Raw genomic sequence first — 18,770 nt, 5'->3', positions numbered from 1 at the left:
TAAAACCTCAACGGCCTGTGCTTTTGTAAGCCTGGACCCTATCGTCAATCCGCAAACTGACAGCCACTCAATAGACGTGTTGACACTTAATTACTCAATATTATTATGTTTTTGACGTACAGACCTGTCCGATTAGCTATGGTGGTTGCTGCGATTGTCCTGCTGGGGACATCCTGGATTACCATGCAGGAAGCAGCCATCACAACGGTCGATCCGCAGAACCCTAAAATCGACAAACTGAAACTTCTGCCCGGTTTTAAAGCCGAACACTTGTACAGTCCTTCTGAGAATAAGATGGGATCATGGGTTGCCATGACATTCGACGACAAAGGCCGGATGATTACCTCCGATCAATACGGCTCGTTGTATCGATTGGAATTACCGCCGATAGGCTCCGGTTCGTCGCAACCCAAAATCGAGAAACTTAAAGTCGGTAATGTCCAGCCGGGCGATACCACCATCGGTATGGGCTATGCGCAAGGCTTGTTATATGCCTTCAATAGCCTCTATGTGATGGTGAATAACCGGGAGAACAAGAACTTTGGTAAAGGCAGTGGACTCTACCGGCTTCAGGATACTAATGGCGATGACCAGTTCGAAACCGTAACCTTACTGAAATCCCTGAAAGGCGAAGGCGAACACGGTCCGCACAGTATAAAACTTTCGCCCGATAAGAAATCCTTATACGTCATTTCTGGTAACCATACCGATGTGCCCCAAATGGATGCCTATCGGTTACCGTCCAACTGGAAAGAAGATAACCTGTTTCCGCAGATAAAAGACCCGCGTGGTCATGCCAACGACCGGATGGCACCAGGCGGCTGGATCGCCAATGTTGATCCGGAAGGAAAGCGGTGGGAGCTAATGGCGGCTGGTTTCCGAAATGCGTTCGATATTGCCTTCAACGAAGCGGGCGATATGTTCGCCTATGATTCGGATATGGAGTGGGATTTTGGTCTGCCCTGGTATCGCCCAACGCGTATTTGCCACGTTACCAGCGGGGCTGAGTTTGGCTGGCGTACAGGAAATGGGAAGTGGCTACCCAGCAATCCCGATAATTTACCACCTGTCTTGAACATTGGCCAGGGCTCGCCCACCAATCTGGTTTATGGCGATAATGCCCGGTTCCCGCAACGGTATCGCCAGTCATTGTTTGCCTTCGACTGGAGTTTCGGGATCATCTATTCGATTTACCTGAAACCGAAAGGAGCAACCTATGAAGCCGAACGGGAAGAGTTTATTTCAGGCTCACCACTGCCTTTGACCGATGGTATGTTCGGACCAGATGGCGCGTTGTATTTCCTGACCGGAGGTCGCCGTTTAGAGTCGGATCTTTACCGGGTTACCTATACCGGAACAGAATCGGTAGCTCCTGTGGCGAAGGCACCTGTTCTGACAAAAGAGCATCAGCTTCGGACTCAACTGGAGCAGTACCATCATGGTGCCAATCCAGCGGCTATTGCTGCGGCCTGGCCTAATCTGAACAGCCCCGACCGATTTGTACGGTATGCGGCCCGTATTGCGGTTGAACACCAGCCCGTGGCTCAGTGGCAGGACAAAGTCTTTACCGAAACCGATCCCCAGCGGCTGATCCAGTCGGCGGTTGCACTGGCCAGACAGGGCGATGCTTCGCAAAAAAGCAAACTCCTGAACGCGCTGCTAAAGATCAACTATGGTCAACTGCCCGAATCGCAGCAGTTTGATTTATGCCGGGCTATTGAATTGATATGCCTGCGCATGGGTATGCCCGAAGGGGCCGATAAAGATCGGGTCATTGCGTACCTGAATCCGCATTATCCCGCCAAAACGGCTCTGATGAACCGGGGGCTGAGCCGGGTGCTTATTTCTCTCGATGCCCCAGGCGTCGTGAATAAAACGCTGGCCCTGATGGATATTAAGGATGAGCCCGGTAGCCACGATCTCGGCCTTGAAACCGCTACGGCCTCGTCGGACCTGATCCTGCGAAACCCGCAGTATGGACTCGATATTGCCAAAATGCTGGAGAAAGTTCCGCCCCTTCAACAGACATTCTATGCGGTTATGCTAAGCCGTGCCGATGCGGGCTGGACACCCGAGCTGCGGAATAAATACTTTACCTGGTTTGCGAATGGATTCAAATTCCAGGGTGGCCGGAGTTATATTGGCTTTATCGACAGAGCCCGTAAACTGGCGCTGGCGCATGTGCCGAAAGACCAGTTCGAAAAATACAACAAGCTATCTGGTGCCGATTTGTTGACCACATCCGGCAACGATATTGTCAGCGACTATTCGCCAAAAGGGCCCGGACGGCAGTGGAAACTGGATAATGCCGTGGCAGCCGTCGACACAGGTCTTGTGGCCTCGCTCGACTTCGATAGAGGTCGGAAAATCTACTCTGCTATTTTGTGCAGCCGTTGCCACTCGATGGGTGGTCAGGGTGGAGATATTGGCCCCGATCTGACTCAACTGGGAACTCGCTTCTCGAATAAGGACATTCTGGATGCGATCATCAACCCCGACAAAGCCATTTCGGATCAGTACGCATCGACCATTTTCACGCTGAAAAATGGGCAGTCGGTTCTGGGGCGGCTCGTGAGTGAGGATAAGGTGAACTATTCGATTTCGCAGAACCCATTCGCTCCTGATTTCCTTCGGAAAATTCCTAAGAAGGATGTCATATCGAAAAAGAATTCGACCGTTTCGATTATGTTGCCGGGGCTGATCAACAGCCTGAATCCAGGCGAGTTAACCGATCTGATCGCTTACCTGAAGTCGGGCGGAAAGCAGGATAGTGACGTGTACAAAGGTGCGGGTGGATCGAAGGGTAAGTAATAAGTAGTTTTTAGAATTAGACCGTAAATTGAGGCTTTTGTCATGCTGAGGAACGAAGCATCTTCTCAGTTACCGAAGGTGCTTCGTTCCTCAGCATGACAAAGACTGCCTGGTTTTAACGAAATTTTGATATGGTAAGAAAAAGAAATCTCAGCGCTGTACTGCTTCTCGTGGCAGCTTTGGGGATCGCGGGTACCAGCACATCCTGCATAGCGCAGAAAAAGAAAGACGGGTTTGTTTCCATCTTCGACGGGAAGACGCTGAAAGGCTGGGATGGTGACCCAAACTACTGGCGGGTTGAGGATGGCTGTCTGACTGGAGAAATAACGCCTGAAAAATTGCTGAAAACGAATTCGTTTATCATCTGGCAGGGCGGGGAGCCTGCCGATTTTGAGCTAAAAGGAGAATTCAAGATTACCGAAGCCGGGAACTCAGGGATCAATTATCGGAGTGATCGACTGCCCGATATTCCGTTTGCCCTCAAGGGGTATCAGGCTGATATTGATGGCAAAATACGATACACCGGCCAAAACTACGAGGAGCGTAAACGGACCACACTGGCCTATCGCGGACAGAAAACGACCATTGCACCTTACACGGGAGAAAATACACCGGAAGCCGTGCGGGCCAATGTAAAAGGCAATGCCTGGACCGGAATGACTGTCACGGGGTCGCTGGGCAGCTCCGATTCACTCAAAACACTTATCAAAAGCGAAGATTGGAACACGTTCCATTTAGTGATCAAAGGCAATCGTTTACAACACTACATCAATGATGTGCTGATGAGTGAAGTGACAGACGATGATACGGTGAACCGAAAAGCCAAAGGGCTACTGGGCGTGCAGGTGCACGTAGGACCGCCCATGAAGGTACAATACCGGAATTTGATGATAAAACAGTTATAAGTGTATACAAATGGATAGGGGTGACGAATCGTTTTAGAGCCACCTTGGCCCAATCCCTGTCAGGTTATTTATAATAAAACAATTGCTTATTGATTAATGGAAACAACCTCAGCAGTTAGTGTAGCAAAAAAAGCATTGGAACAAGGTAAGGGCGTTCTGCGACTAACCCCTACCTGGGTACCCCGATCCTTCTGCGTACCCGGTCGACGTATCAAACTCCATCCCGACGATTACTATGTGCTGGGAGGAGAGCGGGGCGGTATCGATGAACGCTGGTTCTCTTCGACTACTCCCGCTAAAAATGGTCCTCTTACCGGCGAAAACGAAGGATTGAGTCATATCGTTTTCACTGATGAAGACGGTACGGAAGTTCAGTTTTTGCTCAAAGACGCCGTTGATGAACTCAAAGGTGAACTGATCGGCGATCGTCTCTGGGATCAGTATCAAAGCTGGCCGATGTATTCCAAATTCTTTGATAACATGGGACCGCTGCCGCATCACCTTCATCACAACGATGAGCAGGCAGCCCTCATTGGTCAGTTGGGTAAACCTGAAGCGTATTACTTTCCACCACAGGTGAACAATCACGGTGGTGATTTCCCCTACACCTTCATTGGTATCGCTCCCGGTACTACGAAAGAGCAGATCAAGGAGTGCCTTCAGAACTTCACCAAAGGTGATAACAAGATTACCAACTATTCGTCGGCTTACCGGCTCGAACCGGGCACAGGCTGGGATGTACCGCCAGGTTTGCTGCATGCACCGGGTAGCCTGTGTACCTATGAACCCCAGAAAGCCTCCGATGTATTTGCCATGTACCAATCGCTGGTCAACGAAGCCATCATACCTGAAGAGCTGCTCTGGAATGGTACGCCAAAAGACCGGATTGGCGATTACGACCAGCTCATGGAAGCCATCGACTGGGATCTGAACACCGACCCACAAATGATGGCGAACCGCTTTATGCGTCCTAAGCCTGTCCGTGATGAAGCCGAAATGGCGGCTGAAGGCTATCGCGAAGTATGGGTTTGTTATAAAAACGAGGCATTTAGCGCCAAAGAACTCACCGTATTTCCTGGTCAAACGGTTACCATCAAGGACAGTGCGGCCTATGGGCTGATTATGATGCAGGGACATGGGAAGCTGGGGGTATGGGACATTGAAACCCCAACCATGATCCGGTATGGTCAACTGACGAACGACGAATTCTTCGTTAGTGAGCAGGCGGCTATGGAAGGCGTCACCATTGTCAACCCGTCCTCCACCGACCCCATTGTAATGCTAAAGCACTTTGGCCCGGCCAATCCCGATCTGGACCTGAGCGCAGTGTAAAAAACAACACAGAGGTCCAAAAAGAAGAGGGAAATTACACGGAGTTTTTCTGAAATCTCTGTGAATCTTTGTAGTTTTTCGACGAATCTCTGGGTTAGCGTTTTACCTAAAACCTTCAAACAGTTCTCTTTCCATGAACCAGAATAACTATCCTAAACTCCACAATGCCATGTGGCCCGGTGTAGTCGGCAAAGGACCCGACTCCGAGCCCGTTATCGACTTCGATACCATGCTCCAGTTGACGGCTAATGCCGAAGTCGATGGGGTTAAATTCGATGGGGTCGATCTGGCTCTCTTTGAGCACATTGATGTCAACCTGTCCGACGATGATATTAAGCGGCTGGCCGATAAAGTAGGCGGCTATAACCTTAAAATCGGCTCGCTGGTAGCGCCTATCTGGGGCGGGCCAGCCATGGGTAGTCCAGAACAACGGGCTCAGTTTGTCGAAATGGTGCGTAAATCCTGCCACATCGGGCAGCGCTTAACGGAGTTGGGAGTTCGGCCCAGCGGTGTGGTTCGCATCGATTCGGCCAGTTCGCCCCACGACTGGGCGGTGGACCCGGTTGGCAACAGCAAACTCATTGTGTCGACTTTCCAGCAGGCCTGTGATGTGGCCGCCGACTATGGTGAGAAACTGGCCGCCGAAGGCGAAATCTGCTGGGGAGGAATGCACAGCTGGAAAGCGATGGTCGATACACTGGTTGCGGTGAACCGGCCTAATATGGGCTTCCAGGCCGACATGGCTCATACCTTACTCTACACCCTGGGCTACAATAGTCCCGAAGATCGCATTCTGCCGCCTGATTTCGACTGGAGCGACCGGGAAGCCCTTTCGGAGGCTCTGAAGAAGGTGACAGCCGCCCTACGCCCCTGGACAATTGACTTCCACGTCGCGCAGAACGATGGGACGGTATTTGGCTCGGGCTCTCACGATAAAACAGGACGTCACTGCCAGGCGCTGGACCCCAACGGGAAGCTCGACATTGTACACGATGCAGGCTACTGGCTGCGCAATGAGAATGGCGAGTTGACAAAAGCTTTCCGGCATATTTGCTGGGACGGCTGTATGTTCCCCAACGACGTGATGCTCAAACAACAAACCTGGAATGACGTGCTGGCAACGATGATCAAAGTACGTCAGGCTCACGGCTGGTACGAAGCATAGAAACAGCACCTAGTATAGAGATGCCAGGTATGGCCACAACGGCGAGCTGATCTCTACCTAAAAATCCCTTACATCAATTTATGTCAACCAAAAAAGAACTACGCATTGGCTTGATCGGCACAGGCTTTATGGGGCGCACCCACTCCAATGGCTACAGCCAGGTCAGTCATTTCTTCCCTGAATTAGCGTACAAGCCGGTATTGAAAGCCGTCTGCTCCCGCAATGCAGAAAAAGTGCAGGCTTTTGCCGATCAATGGGGCTATGAGTCCATTGAAACCGACTGGAAAGCACTCATCGCCCGCGATGATATTGATGCCGTGGACATCTGTACCCCCAACGATTCCCATGCTGAAATCGCGTTAGCAGCAGCAGCCGCTGGCAAAATGGTGCTCTGCGAAAAACCACTGGCTCGTACAGTAGCTGAGGCTCAGCAGATGGTCGATGCCATTGAGCAGGCTGGCGTAGCCAATACCGTCTGGTACAACTACCGTCGCTTACCTGCCGTTACACTGGCTAAACAACTGGTGGATTCAGGAAAGCTGGGCAAGATCTTTCATTACCGGGCCAACTTCCTGCAAGACTGGACCATCAGTGCCGATGTGCCTCAGGGAGGGGCGGGTACCTGGCGGATGGATGTAGAGGCTGCGGGCTCGGGCGTAACGGGCGATCTGCTGGCGCACTGCATCGATACGGCTATGTGGCTCAATGGGGCTATTACCGATGTATCGGCCGTGACCGAGACGTTCGTGAAAGAGCGGATGCACGCGCTGACGGGTAAGGTACAGCCCGTAGGGATTGACGATGCCTGTATTTTCCACTGCCATTTTGCGAATGGTTCGTTGGGCTTATTCGAATCGACGCGGTACGCCCGTGGCCATAAGGCATTATACACCTTTGAGATCAACGGCGAACATGCTTCCATTCGATGGGATTTGCATGATCTGAACCGACTGGAGTATTTTGATCATGGCGATGAAGGAATTGTGCGCGGCTGGCGTTCGATCCATGTGACAGATGGCGATCAGCCTTACATGAGCAAGTGGTGGGTACCCGGTTTAGGAATTGGTTATGAACACAGTTTCATCCATCAGGTGGCTGATTTCCTGAAGAGTCTGGAGAGCAGTGAACCGTGTCACCCCACCTTCCTGGATGCGCTGGAAACCCAGAAGGTGTGTGAAGCCGTGTTGGAGTCAGCGTCGTCAAGGAGCTGGAAAGACACCGGCGTCGAGTCATTTGCCGGATAGGCCATTAGAGTGTCATCAATAAAAAGTGGCTTAACCCAAATTTGGGTTAAGCCACTTTTTATTAGTAGGCATCAGGCGTTAAGCGTATACGCTACTTTAATTCAACTACGAAATCGTTCAGGACGAGCATCTGAGGGGTAGTTAGCTGGCATCCGTGTTTAGCCAGACTACTTTTTGTTCGGGGGTGTGTTCCTGGCCCAGAATGTCGCGGTACAAGTCGGGGCGACGGGCTTTTCGATACCGATAGCCACCTGCCTGCTGTAGTTTTTCGGGTATACAATTGGCTACCGCCACATCGTTGCCCAACTCCCGGCATTCGGCAATAACGTCGCCAAAAGGGTCGATGATCATCGAACAGCCATTTTTTAGCTGATCGTCGTCCATGCCGATGGGGTTTGAGAATACTACATAAATGCCATTGTCATACGCCCGGGCAGGAAGCCACTTCATGAGCCAGGCCCGACCTTTCATACCATCGAATTCCAGCCGGAGCGAGGTAGGATCGTTGGCGCGATTTTCCCAGAGAGCAGGGTCGGCAAAACCCGCTCCCGGCCGGGTTGAGGGGGTCAGCATCGTCACGTGGGGCATGAAAATAATGTCGGCTCCGAGCAAAGCCGTAGCCCGTACATTTTCGACAACGTTGTTATCGTAGCAGATCAGAATTCCGCACTTCCAGCCCAACAGGTCGAAAACAACGTATGAATCGCCGGGTAAGAGATGGGGATTGATAAACGGATGCAGCTTGCGGTATTTGGCAACCAGTCCATTTTTGTCGACACAGACGTAGGCTTTAAAAAGCTGGTCCTGCTGATCTTTCTCAAACAGACCCGCCAGAATAACAATGTCGTTGGCCTTCGCAATCTGGGTGAGTGCCTGAATACTGTTGCCATCGGGGATGTACTCGGCTAAGTCGAGCATCTGTTCGCGCGATAAGTGTCGGGCAAACGTGTAGCCGGTAACCGAGCATTCGTGGAAAGCAATAACTTGGGCACCCTGCTGAGCAGCTTTTGCCGACAGGTTGCTGATAACCTGTAAATTATACGCTTTGTCGCCACTCGCATTCTCGAATTGGGCCGTCGCGATCTTCAGATTTTGCATGGCTGTTCTGTGGTAATGAAAACCAAAGGTAGCCCGAATTGGGGACTCAATACATCAAAAAGCTATCCTATGAAGCGACGAGGTGTTCAGCAGGTTGCTCAATCCTATGAAAGACCAGTCGGGTTTGTATCATGGGTATCCAGCTACAAACCCGACTGAGTTATCAGGCCTGCACGGCTTTTTGGTTAGCCTTCGTAGTGGCTATTTCCGTTAGCTTTTCGTCGGTCTGCTTTTCTTCATCCAGCGTTTGTTGGAGCAAATCGGCAATCTGGTCCTGACCTGCCTGCTGGGCCAGTGTTCGGGCGGTGCCGTAGGAGGCAATTTCGTAATGCTCCACTTTCTGAGCAGCCCCAATAAGGGCAGCATCGGTAATCTGATCGCCTTCAAGCTGCTCCAGCAAATCCTGCGCTTCTTCAATGAGTCCCTGCATCGCCATACAGGTTTCGCCATCAGGATCAATATCCAACTGTTGGGCTACTTGCTCAAGGCGCTGAACGTGTTTTTCGGTTTGGCGCTGGTGCTGTTCGAAGGCCTGACGTAGCTGGCTGCTTTTTGCTTTACTGATGAGCTGGGGCAGTGCTTCAAGAATCTGGTTTTCGGCGGAGTACAAATCCTGGATGGTGTGCTCCATTAAATCCTGCATGGTTTTCATAAACGATTCGCTTTTTAGGAATTAACCCGGTTGTATGGGAAAAGGACGATGCGTTCAGGTGAATACATCAGGAAGTAAGGCTATGGGGCAGGCCCCTGGCCGCGAACAGGCTCATAAGCCTACCAGATAGTCTGTCAATAGCTTCCACTGAAACTTCTGATAACCCAGCCAGCCACCTTCGGCAATCACTGTGTTGATTGCGGCACGATTGCCCGCTTCAGGTTGCTGGTTATTGATGCCCTCCTGCTGGCCGATTTCTGAGGCAGTAATTGTTTGGTCCAACAGCTCGATCCGGAATGTACTCTTCGCTTCTTTGTGGAAGAAATGGTCAATCTGGCCCGAATTCGTATGGTGTGGATCATGGCTAGGCCTTACCGTAAACTCTACTCGGTTCTCGGCGTTGGCTATATGGCTGACACGTACCCAGTTTTCGGGTACAGGGCCGGGCAAGGCTATCCGAATATAATCTCCCACCTGTGGCTGGCCGTTCGGCTTAGGCTGGCCGCTGGCGTTGTGAAGCTGAAAATCGGCGGTAAGGCTGGACAAACCCGACCATCCGTCCACATTTAGTAATTTGCTGACCGCCAGCTTAAACGCTTCCCGCGCGTCGGCTGCGCTGGCTAGTGTACGCTCACTGGAGTAGCTGACATCTTTAGTAGCATTGCCCTGTAGGGCCTGTACTTCATGTTCGATTCGATCGATAATAGGCTTCCGTTCCATAGTGACTGAGCCGTCAATAGTTTATGGCCGTCAATAAAACGTGGAAGCCCTTTATCTGTTTATCGGCTGGTTCAATAGCCCCAAACTATAGGCAATTTGATAGGGTATGGTCGCACGTTATGGGATTGGCAGTGAATCTCGCAAAGGCGCATTGATGTATATTTACCCCAACAATAGTCGGCCATGACATTTTTTTATACCAAAGCCCTTCACATCATTTTTGTGGTAACCTGGTTTGCCGGGTTATTTTATATGCCCAGATTGTTTATTTATGCTACCGAAGCCAACCAAATGGACGAGCCGGGTCGGAGTGCCGTGCAAAAGCAATTGTTACTGATGCAAAATCGGCTTTGGTTCATTATCGCCTGGCCATCGGCGGTCATTACCCTGATTATGGGGCTGACTACCTGGTACAATTATGGCTCAACACCTGATTGGCTGATTTACAAGCTAGTGCTGGTAGCTGGTTTGTACGGTTATCACGGTTTGTGCCATGCGCTTTACCGTCAGCAGCAGCGGGGGGAGTTTCGCTATACATCCACACAGCTACGGGTCTGGAACGAGGTATCGACCCTATTTCTGTTTGCCATCGTTTTTCTGGTGGTTCTGAAAGATGCCCTGAATATGCTGTGGGGTTTGTTGGGATTATTTGGGCTAATGATCCTCCTGATGATGGGTATTCGTATGTATAAGCGGCTGCGGAAAGGGTAGGGTGTTGAACTACTTCTGCTGCGCAAGTAGATCATTGGGTGTATGGAGCGACTTTTTGAGTACGTACTGCGCCAGAACGGGAAAGTGGTCAGAAAACGAAATGCCCGATAAGGTTTGGCAGGTTTTGATGGCCCAATCGCTACTAACGAACTGCTGATCGATACGGACGCAATACGGATGGCGGTTCAGCGTAAAACCAAGTCCCTGCCCGGCTTCTTCGAAGGCATTTCTGAAGTTTTGCCGAAGCTTACCGTACGAGTAGCCGATGGGCGTTTCGTTGAAATCGCCACAAATAATGACGGGGTAGCGGCTACCCGCTACATACGATTCAACTTCCAGAAACTGTTCGTTCCGGTGTTCAAAGCCTTCTTTCAATTTCTGAAATGTGTCGATCAGGGCAGAGGCAAACTGGATAAGGTGCCCCGATTTCAGGGCATCGACCGCCTGGTTGGTCCGTACGCCCATCGACCATAAATGGACATTAACCACCCGGATGGTATCGGCCCCATAGGCGATGTCGGCGCATAGAAACCCGTTGATGTCGGGCCCATTCGACCGATCCCAGATATGGCCATACCGATTAACGATGGGATATTGAGAGAATAAGGCCAGGCCTATTTCCCGGTCTTTATCGAAACAGGTAAGTTTTTCTACTTTGGTCGGGTATTGCCGTTCGATCTGACTATTAGGCGAATATTCCTGAAAACAGGCAATATCCGCCTTCAACGAGGAGAGGTCGACGCTATTCTGAAAGGTTTCGCTATTGAAACTGAGCACCTTCAAGGTCTGCGCCTGGCTCATGTCGGTATCGCCACTGTCGGTTCCCAGCAATCGTTTGACCACCACAAATGAGAACAGCACCCAGATCATACCCGCCATGGCTACGGCAGTTTGGTGTTTGCGAAACAGATAAATGCAGGTGATGAACCCGCCCAAAATAGCGAGCGGGAGACTCATCATGACAAAACCGCCCAGCCAATGATCGACCACGGGATAGTAGCAAAAGGCCATGCTGAAAAACAGATACCCGAGTGCTGTGTAGGCAATCGGAAACTGACGGTATTTATGTACTAAGCAGGCCGCCAGCTTGCCGAGCGTTTTGAAGGAAGGTTGTAAACTCGTCAAAAGAGATTGTATCAGGTTGTGAAAAGTTGCCATACAGTAACCGTTGAGTTCGCTATAAAAGCCTCAGAACAGGCCAGTTATTTGACGTCGAAGTTGCCACTGCCCATCCGAAAACCTTCGGCATATAACTCCACCGTATACGCACCCGGTTTATAAGGCGCATCCCGACGAAAGAGGATATCGACCTGCTGATCGCTGTTTTCAAAGAAGACGGTTTGGCGGGTACTATAGCCGATTTCGTGGCCTTCAGCCCATATAACCCCACCGTTTTCACCCACAACAGCCCCATTCACATCCAGAATTCGGACATATATCTCCTTATTATTCCTGACGGCCACGGGGTTCGACGGCATAATAAAGGTTATTTTCAATCGGTCGATGCGCGACGCTTTGTAGATGCCTCCCCGGCGTTCTTTGCCATTGGCCGCCAGAGCGTATACATCTACATTGACCGCTTTCATGGCCGATGCCAGCGACACTTTATTTTTTAACTCTGCATTCTGGAGGGAGTAATCGTCAACCGTTTGGGTCAGGGCGGCCTTTTCGTGCTTCAGCCCTTCATTTTCGGTCAGAATGGTTTGCTTTTCTTCTTCAAGCGCCCGCGCCCGGTTGAGTAAGCTGCCATTTTCGGTTTTTAGCTGGCGAAGGTTGACATCGTTTTGGGCAAGAAACGCTTTATAGTCGTTGATTTTCAGATTATACTGCTGAATGGAAAACGAAAGGTCGTACTTCAGTTTCTTTTTATCATTTTCCAACTGTCGTTTAATCCGTTCCAGTTCACTTACGCTGCCACCTAATTTTCGGACTTCGATAATCTTGTTGTCCAGTACCGACGAAATGGAATCGAGCTTTTGCTGGGTAACGGCAAATTGTTCTACTTTGGTGGTCAGCAGCTTCTGAACCTCCAGGGTTTCGTTTCGGGAACCTACAAACAAATAGGCCAGCAGTGCCAGCACGCCCACCAAAGCCCCGATGGTCATGTTCAGAACACTCTGCTTGTGGCTCACTGTTTCGATCTCCATAGTTATGTTGTTGTTTTCTGTTCCCTCCCTTTATGGGCGTTACAAAACAACGACACCGAACTTAATCAGGACTTAATCTGAGTTTAAAATTACCTTAAAATGGAGCTAAGCTGGGAAGGGTCAGGGTAAATGTGGTGCCCTCCTGGGCCGACTGGACGGAAATGGTGCCTTTATGGATCTCGACAATCTGGGCTACAACGGCCAGGCCAACGCCATGGCCCTTGCTCGATGGAGCCGTGGCATTACTACGAAAAAAGGGCTGGAAAATATACGGGAGGTCAGTTTCGGGAATTTGAGGCCCTTCGTTAAAAACGCTGATGAGGATTGTATTTGCCTTGGTAAGGAACGTGGCCTGGGCCGTTTTGCTGGGCGAAAACTTACAGGCGTTGTCCAGCAGGTTCATCAGAAGCACTTTAAGAGCGGCTCTGTTTCCGGGTGTTATCAGCGCGTCTTCCTCGTCAGGAAAATCGGAAAAAGTGAGCTGAATGCGGTAATCCTCATGCCAGCTCTGCAACTGCGTTTTCGATTCCCACAGCAGTTCATCCATACGAACTGGTTCAACCGGCAGGGTGTCGGCTCGCATGGAGGTGTTGGCCAGTTCCAGTAAGGTGTTGGTCAACTGGGCCAGATGGCGGGTGTCTTCCTGTAGCGATTGCAGGGTTCGTTCGTACACATCCGGATTGCGTTTCTGAATTAAGGCTACATCGATCTGAGAGTTGATTTTGGTGAGCGGGTTTTTCAACTCGTGCGACACATTGGCGATAAACATCTTTTGCTTGTGGATGGCTTGTTCAATGCGGTCGAGCAACTGGTTGAACGTAGCCACCAGTACACCAATTTCGTCGGAGCGGTTAGGGTGCTGTACCCGTTTCGACACATCGGCCGGAAAAATGGTATTCACCTGTTGCACAATGCCCGACATGGGGGCCAGGGCCCGGTCGGCAAAAAACCAGCCCGAAAGACCCAGGAGCAGGAGTGCTGCCAGCACCATCACAATCAGGATCTTTTTCAGGTCTTCCAGGGCTTCATGCCCCGTCTGATCAATACCACTGACAATCACCCAGTCGCTGCTGTTGGCTTTGGCCAGATGAATCGCTACCACCTGGTATTCGCCCTGGCGTAGGTAGATCGTTTGGGCGGCAGAGTCGAGTTGGGGAATAAACTGTTCGTGGAATCGGGTATTGGCCGGATTGGTGGAGAAAAGTACGTTTTTGGTTTTGGCATTATAGATCGAAATATTCTCGTTGAGCAGAGGCTCTTTGTTGCCTGCATCGATCACGCGCAGTACCGTACTATCGGTTTGCTGGAGGTCGAACAGCAGCGTCGTGGTGGTGATGGCCCGGTCCTGAAGGCGTCGGAAAAAGCGTTTTTCGAGGTAGAGTTTGCTAAAAAAATAGACACCGAGCGAAAAAAGCAGTAGAATAACCGTTACCAGTAAGGCAAATTGAACCGTAAGTCGGGTGCGAATATTGGTCATTACGACACGAGCTTTACCACATAACCCATACCGATCTGTGTATGAAGCAATTTGGGATTGAAGTCTTTATCGATCTTTTTGCGCAGAAAATTTATGTATACTTCAATGACGTTAGTACCCGTGTCGAATGTCAGGTCCCAGAGCCGCTCAGCCAGTTCTACTTTGGAGATCACTCGCCCCTGATGACGCAGAAAATATTCGAGCAACTGAAACTCCTTGGCAGTCAGCGAAATCTCACGACCTGCGCGTGTTACGGTTTTGGTATCGGTGTTCAGCTCAAGATCGGCAATTTTCAACACATTACTCGACTGAAGGGTGTGATGCGTTCGGCGGGTAAGCGCCCGAACGCGCGCCATGAGTTCACCAAACACAAATGGTTTCACCAGATAATCATCGGCCCCGGCATCGAGCCCAACAATTTTATCGTCGGTGGTACCCAGCGCGGTAAGCATCAGAATTGGGGTGGCTATATTGGATTCGCGCAGCTTTCGACAAAGCTCCAGGCCATTCATGCCGGGCAGGATAATATCGGATATAATGAGTGCATAGGGCGACCGGGTCGCTAGCTGAAAGCCCAGAATGCCATCGTAGGCTACATCAACCTCCCACTGGTGCTCTTCGAGCCCCTGTTTGATACTTTGAACCGTTTTGACTTCATCCTCAATCAGCAGAATTTTCATAGGGTCCGGCTCTTACGACCCTCGAATTTATAGAAATAACGTATTGGATAGACGATTTGAGTAACAAACCTCTTGCGTATGGAGTCTGAACAACCTATAAACGTTGTAGGGTGCAATCGGATATTATTTAAGTTCAAACGAGGTTGGGGAGAGGGGTGTGTGGCCTATGAACTGCCGTTCATCCGTCAAACAACTCTAAATCTACCTTTTTTCTTGGCTATCTACCGAAAGGGGATTAATTTCAACAGCCCGTACTACCCCAGGGCCGAAACGGCTGTTTTTGCCAACTTTCAGGATCGTGCTCTGCAACGGTGGGTAGGTTACGCATCTCTTTCTTCGGAAAGCAAAATCCCTATACGTCAACGTCGTCTGTGAGCGTCTTTACTGACAAAAAATTACGGATCATTGGCCCATTTGTTCTGTTTCTGGTGGGCACACTGTTCTTTCGGCTCGACTGGTATCTTGAGCGATCGACCGATACGATGCTTCGTTCGGACCTGATTGCCCTGACCGCCGGTTATATCTGCTGGAACGTGACCAGATGGACCGTATTGAAGTTGCAGAAGCAGTATCCTGGTCTCGATAATACGCGTCGGAGGTTGATCTGGATGGGCATATTGCTGCCTGTACTGGTCAATTTTGCCTGGTTGATCCGCCAGCTTGCGCATATGGCTTTTAATAACTTGCCGTATCTGACCCAAAGCCTGTCGAGTTATACCTATTCAATCGGTATTCAGTTGTTTTATCACTTCGTCTACTTTATTCTTTACGAAGGGGGATATATCCTGCGCGAGTGGCAGCAAGCGTATGAACGCAATGAGCGGCTCAAAAAAGCGAAATTACGGCATCAGCTCGATACCCTAAAAAGCCAGATCAATCCGCACTTTCTGTTCAATAGTCTTAATTCGCTGTCCATGCTGATATACGATAGTCCGCGTCAGGCCGAAGCCTTTGTAGACGAGTTGAGCAGCGTCTATCGGTATTTACTTCGGGCCAACGATCAGGAACTGACTACGCTCAGCCGTGAGCTACAGTTTATTCGTTCGTATTTTCAATTACTGAAAACCCGGTATGGGGCTGGTGTCGAGCTAATTATTAGGGTTGATGATGACGTCTTGGGACATAGTCTGCCCCCGCTGACGCTGCAACTCCTGGTAGAAAATGCGGTCAAACACAATGTTATTTTACCGAGCCGCCCCTTGGTCATTGAGATTCAAACGCAGGCGAACAGGCTGATTGTCCAGAACAACCTGCAACGGAAAAACACCGCCGTATTGTCCAACAAGGTAGGGCTGGCGCATATAGCTGCCAAATACCGATTGCTGGGCCAGCATGGTATTTCCATTCAGGAGGAAAACGGATTATTTGTCATAACCCTTCCCCTGGTAGTGGCTCAATCAGAACCCGAAACAACGTTATGAAACCGCTGAATGATCGTTGGCTTCGCTGGTTGGGTCCCGTAGGGCTTTATGCGTTCGTGAGCCTTTTTTTTCGATTCGATCTGTACGCGACCAGTACCCTGCATACGTTGCTGGTCAATGTTATCATTGCCTTAACGGCTGGTATTATCTGCTGGCAGCTTGCCCGTTGGGTCGTTTTAACCATTCAGCACCGCTCTCCTGGTCTGAACAATACACGTCAGCGATTGGTATGGCTACTGGTTGCGCTGCCGGTTCTGGTCGGGTTTGCCTGGCTGCTCCGCCATCTACTGCGCTTTCTGATCGAAGGTACGTTTACGTACTATACCACCGCCGTTGAGTTGAGCCGAAATATCGGCATCCAGATCTTTTACCATTTCGTTTACTTCGCTATCTATGAAGGCTGGTACATTTTGCAGGAGTGGCAGCGCGAAACCGTACAGACCAGCACACTCGAAAAAGTATCGTTGCAAAGCCAGCTGGCGTCGTTACAGCATCAGGTGAACCCGCATTTTCTGTTCAATAGCCTGAACTCCCTCTCGTCGCTGATTGGCGATAACCCGATTCAAGCCGATACATTTCTGGGTGAGTTAACGGCTGTTTTTCGGTATCTGTTGCAGGCCAGTGAGCAGCAACTGGTTCCATTGCGCGACGAGATTGCGTTTATCCGCTCGTATTTTCATCTGCTGCAAACGCGCTATCAGGATGGATTGGTGCTCGACCTGTCGGAAGACGTGTCGGAAAAGCACGGCCTGATTCCGCCCTTAGCCTTACAGATTCTGATTGAAAATGCGGTGCGGTATAATGTAATCTTGCCCGACAATCCTCTACACATACGCATCTATACGACCCTCGACCAGCGATTGCATGTAGCCAATACGCTCCAGCGCAAAAACCTTCGGGTCGAAACCGCCGGGGCTGGGCTGAGCAACCTGGCCACGCGCTACGAACTCCTCAATGAAGGGAGTTTGCTGATTGAAGAGACCCCCGGCTGGTTTGTAGTGAGCCTGCCCCTGGTCAGTGAAGGGCGGCTGGCTGAGGTGGGGTAGCTAAACAAGTTATCGGGTAAGTTCCTGGCTGACTGTAAAGAGGTTACGATCCAGCAGGTAAGGGAAATTTTGCTGAATCATTGCTGTTGTCTGGTTTTGATCGGCAAGTGATTTTAGCAATAGATCTCTGGTGGCATGCATCGAAACCGTCCGAATCTCGGAATGGCCGATCTGTTTTTTGGTGAAATCACACCGATAGTAGATGTTTCGGGTTACGCCCGTGATTGTATCGCGAGTCGATAGCTTGAGAATGCCGTTGGCAACGCTAAACGTACCACGTTCCAATTTCACTAAAACCGTCGTTGGGTTTACGAATGAATCTTTTGAGCGTTTCAGGTAGGTACTGTCTGATTGAAACGTAAAAGAAGAGGCCTCCAGAGGTTTAAACCAGGCTAGTTGATCAGCCGTTGGCAAAGGGCCACCTGACTCGAATACAAAGCCGTTGGTAGTCCAGGTGCCAAATAGATCGGGATAGGCCAATGGGCGGAAAACTTCAGCCTCTTTGCAGCCTGATAGCCCTAAAACGATCATGGCCGGCAGCCAAAGCAGGTTAAATAGCTTCGGAAGGAACGATCCATTTTTCATAGCGGAGTGTGTTTATAAGCGTCAAGATACACTGAATTAGTAAATGGTTGTATGTTGTTTTGAATATTGATAGCTTGTGAAGCGATTCGCGGGAAAGAATTACAACCGAAAGGCGGTATTTAGTATCATATTGGAAACAAAACATGTTTAGTTATGAAAAAATATCTATTAACCAGCCTGTTACTTCTTGTTGGGTGTTCGTTTGTATGGTCGCAAACGGAAAAAGGGCGCTGGCAAATCGGTAGCCAGATCGGTAACCTCAGGTATCAGAATGAGGGCCAGTATGCCCAAAAAAGCTTTTCCGGGACCATCACTCCAACGCTAGGGTACTTTGTGGCTAAAAACCTGCTTCTGGGAACAGGGATTCCAGTTAGCTATTCGACCAGCTATCTCAAATCGCCCGACTTCAAGAGCTACCAGTTGATTTATGGGTTATCTCCTTTTGTCAATTACTATTTCGGAAAAGGCCCTTTAAAGCCCTATATCGGTGCTGCCTATAGTTATAATCGTACCGTTAATTACTACCGATCGTTTCTGAATGGCGAATCGAAAGCAACGGGATATTCTACGACTATTGCGCCCCATGCCGGTGTCGCTTACTTTATTACCCGAAACATTGGCCTGAATGTAGGGTTGAGCTACACCATTCAGCATATGGAAGTAGGTTTTCTGGATAATATTCCGGCCAACCAGCAGAGCTTTCCACCAGTGGATTCAAAGTTTTTTTCGATGGATTTCGGTTTTCAGCTCTATTTCGGGCGATAAACAACTCCGTT

Annotated in this window: 17 protein-coding genes; 9 read left to right on the top strand and 8 right to left on the bottom strand. The window is 50.1% G+C overall.

Translation table 11 applies throughout. The features are described from left to right. Window positions 1-138: 138 nt before the first annotated feature. From B153_RS0108295 to B153_RS0108275, 5 genes are all read left to right on the top strand, one after another. Window positions 139-2,811: a c-type cytochrome gene (locus tag B153_RS0108295; protein ID WP_020596232.1), complete on the top strand. Its 2,673-nt coding sequence runs from the start codon at window positions 139-141 to the stop codon at window positions 2,809-2,811. A gap of 131 nt (window positions 2,812-2,942) precedes the next feature. Continuing rightward, window positions 2,943-3,716: a 3-keto-disaccharide hydrolase gene (locus tag B153_RS0108290; RefSeq protein ID WP_020596231.1), complete on the top strand. Its 774-nt coding sequence runs from the start codon at window positions 2,943-2,945 to the stop codon at window positions 3,714-3,716. 96 nt (window positions 3,717-3,812) lie between these two features. Then, entirely contained in the window at window positions 3,813-5,048 is a 1,236-nt protein-coding gene (locus B153_RS0108285; protein WP_020596230.1) for a class I mannose-6-phosphate isomerase, read from the top strand. Between the two features lie 133 nt (window positions 5,049-5,181). Further along, the gene (locus B153_RS0108280) at window positions 5,182-6,213 is read left to right on the top strand and encodes a sugar phosphate isomerase/epimerase family protein (RefSeq protein WP_020596229.1); all 1,032 of its coding nucleotides are present in this window, start codon (window positions 5,182-5,184) and stop codon (window positions 6,211-6,213) included. Window positions 6,214-6,293: 80 nt separating this feature from the next. Further along, entirely contained in the window at window positions 6,294-7,457 is a 1,164-nt protein-coding gene (locus tag B153_RS0108275) for a Gfo/Idh/MocA family protein (RefSeq protein ID WP_020596228.1), read from the top strand. A 141-nt stretch (window positions 7,458-7,598) separates the two neighbouring features. On the opposite strand, the gene B153_RS0108270 is transcribed toward B153_RS0108275, so the two are convergent. The 3 genes from B153_RS0108270 to B153_RS0108260 form a co-directional block, all read right to left on the bottom strand. Then, on the bottom strand, window positions 7,599-8,555 hold the full coding sequence (locus B153_RS0108270) for a nitrilase family protein (protein ID WP_020596227.1): 957 nt from the start codon (window positions 8,553-8,555) through the stop codon (window positions 7,599-7,601). 163 nt (window positions 8,556-8,718) lie between these two features. Beyond that, complete coding sequence (locus B153_RS0108265; RefSeq protein ID WP_020596226.1) at window positions 8,719-9,207, bottom strand: ferritin-like domain-containing protein; 489 nt, start codon at window positions 9,205-9,207, stop codon at window positions 8,719-8,721. A 111-nt stretch (window positions 9,208-9,318) separates the two neighbouring features. Beyond that, window positions 9,319-9,927 carry a hypothetical protein gene (locus tag B153_RS0108260; RefSeq protein ID WP_020596225.1) on the bottom strand — a complete coding sequence of 203 codons (609 nt, stop codon included), beginning with the start codon at window positions 9,925-9,927 and terminating at the stop codon, window positions 9,319-9,321. 183 nt (window positions 9,928-10,110) lie between these two features. Between B153_RS0108260 and B153_RS0108255 the strand changes: the two genes are divergently transcribed. Beyond that, window positions 10,111-10,638: a CopD family protein gene (locus B153_RS0108255; protein WP_020596224.1), complete on the top strand. Its 528-nt coding sequence runs from the start codon at window positions 10,111-10,113 to the stop codon at window positions 10,636-10,638. 9 nt (window positions 10,639-10,647) lie between these two features. Here B153_RS0108255 and B153_RS0108250 read toward each other — a convergent pair whose 3' ends face one another. The 4 genes from B153_RS0108250 to B153_RS0108235 form a co-directional block, all read right to left on the bottom strand. After that, window positions 10,648-11,796 carry an endonuclease/exonuclease/phosphatase family protein gene (locus B153_RS0108250; RefSeq protein WP_020596223.1) on the bottom strand — a complete coding sequence of 383 codons (1,149 nt, stop codon included), beginning with the start codon at window positions 11,794-11,796 and terminating at the stop codon, window positions 10,648-10,650. A gap of 44 nt (window positions 11,797-11,840) precedes the next feature. Continuing rightward, on the bottom strand, window positions 11,841-12,785 hold the full coding sequence (locus tag B153_RS0108245; RefSeq protein ID WP_020596222.1) for a hypothetical protein: 945 nt from the start codon (window positions 12,783-12,785) through the stop codon (window positions 11,841-11,843). Window positions 12,786-12,879: 94 nt separating this feature from the next. Further along, the gene (locus tag B153_RS0108240) at window positions 12,880-14,262 is read right to left on the bottom strand and encodes a sensor histidine kinase (protein WP_020596221.1); all 1,383 of its coding nucleotides are present in this window, start codon (window positions 14,260-14,262) and stop codon (window positions 12,880-12,882) included. Next, entirely contained in the window at window positions 14,262-14,942 is a 681-nt protein-coding gene (locus B153_RS0108235; RefSeq protein WP_020596220.1) for a response regulator transcription factor, read from the bottom strand. The genes B153_RS0108240 and B153_RS0108235 overlap by 1 nt, the downstream gene beginning before the upstream one ends. 371 nt (window positions 14,943-15,313) lie before the next feature. Here B153_RS0108235 and B153_RS0108225 point away from each other — a divergent pair, with 371 nt between their 5' ends. Then, on the top strand, window positions 15,314-16,363 hold the full coding sequence (locus tag B153_RS0108225) for a sensor histidine kinase (RefSeq protein WP_020596218.1): 1,050 nt from the start codon (window positions 15,314-15,316) through the stop codon (window positions 16,361-16,363). Then, on the top strand, window positions 16,360-17,409 hold the full coding sequence (locus B153_RS0108220) for a sensor histidine kinase (RefSeq protein WP_020596217.1): 1,050 nt from the start codon (window positions 16,360-16,362) through the stop codon (window positions 17,407-17,409). Before B153_RS0108225 ends, B153_RS0108220 begins: the two co-directional genes overlap by 4 nt. Window positions 17,410-17,418: 9 nt before the next feature. Here the strand turns inward: B153_RS0108220 and B153_RS0108215 are convergent, their stop codons facing one another. After that, window positions 17,419-17,994, bottom strand: coding sequence for a hypothetical protein (locus tag B153_RS0108215; RefSeq protein ID WP_020596216.1), 576 nt, complete (start codon window positions 17,992-17,994; stop codon window positions 17,419-17,421). 153 nt (window positions 17,995-18,147) lie between these two features. Between B153_RS0108215 and B153_RS0108210 the strand changes: the two genes are divergently transcribed. Next, on the top strand, window positions 18,148-18,759 hold the full coding sequence (locus tag B153_RS0108210; protein WP_020596215.1) for an outer membrane beta-barrel protein: 612 nt from the start codon (window positions 18,148-18,150) through the stop codon (window positions 18,757-18,759). The last annotated feature ends 11 nt before the right edge of the window (window positions 18,760-18,770 follow it).

Origin of the sequence: Spirosoma panaciterrae DSM 21099 (genome assembly GCF_000374025.1) — a bacterium.
Taxonomy (GTDB): domain Bacteria; phylum Bacteroidota; class Bacteroidia; order Cytophagales; family Spirosomataceae; genus Spirosoma; species Spirosoma panaciterrae.
The sequence above is the reverse complement of the archived record's forward strand: the minus strand, read 5'-3'. Positions and strand labels throughout refer to the sequence as shown.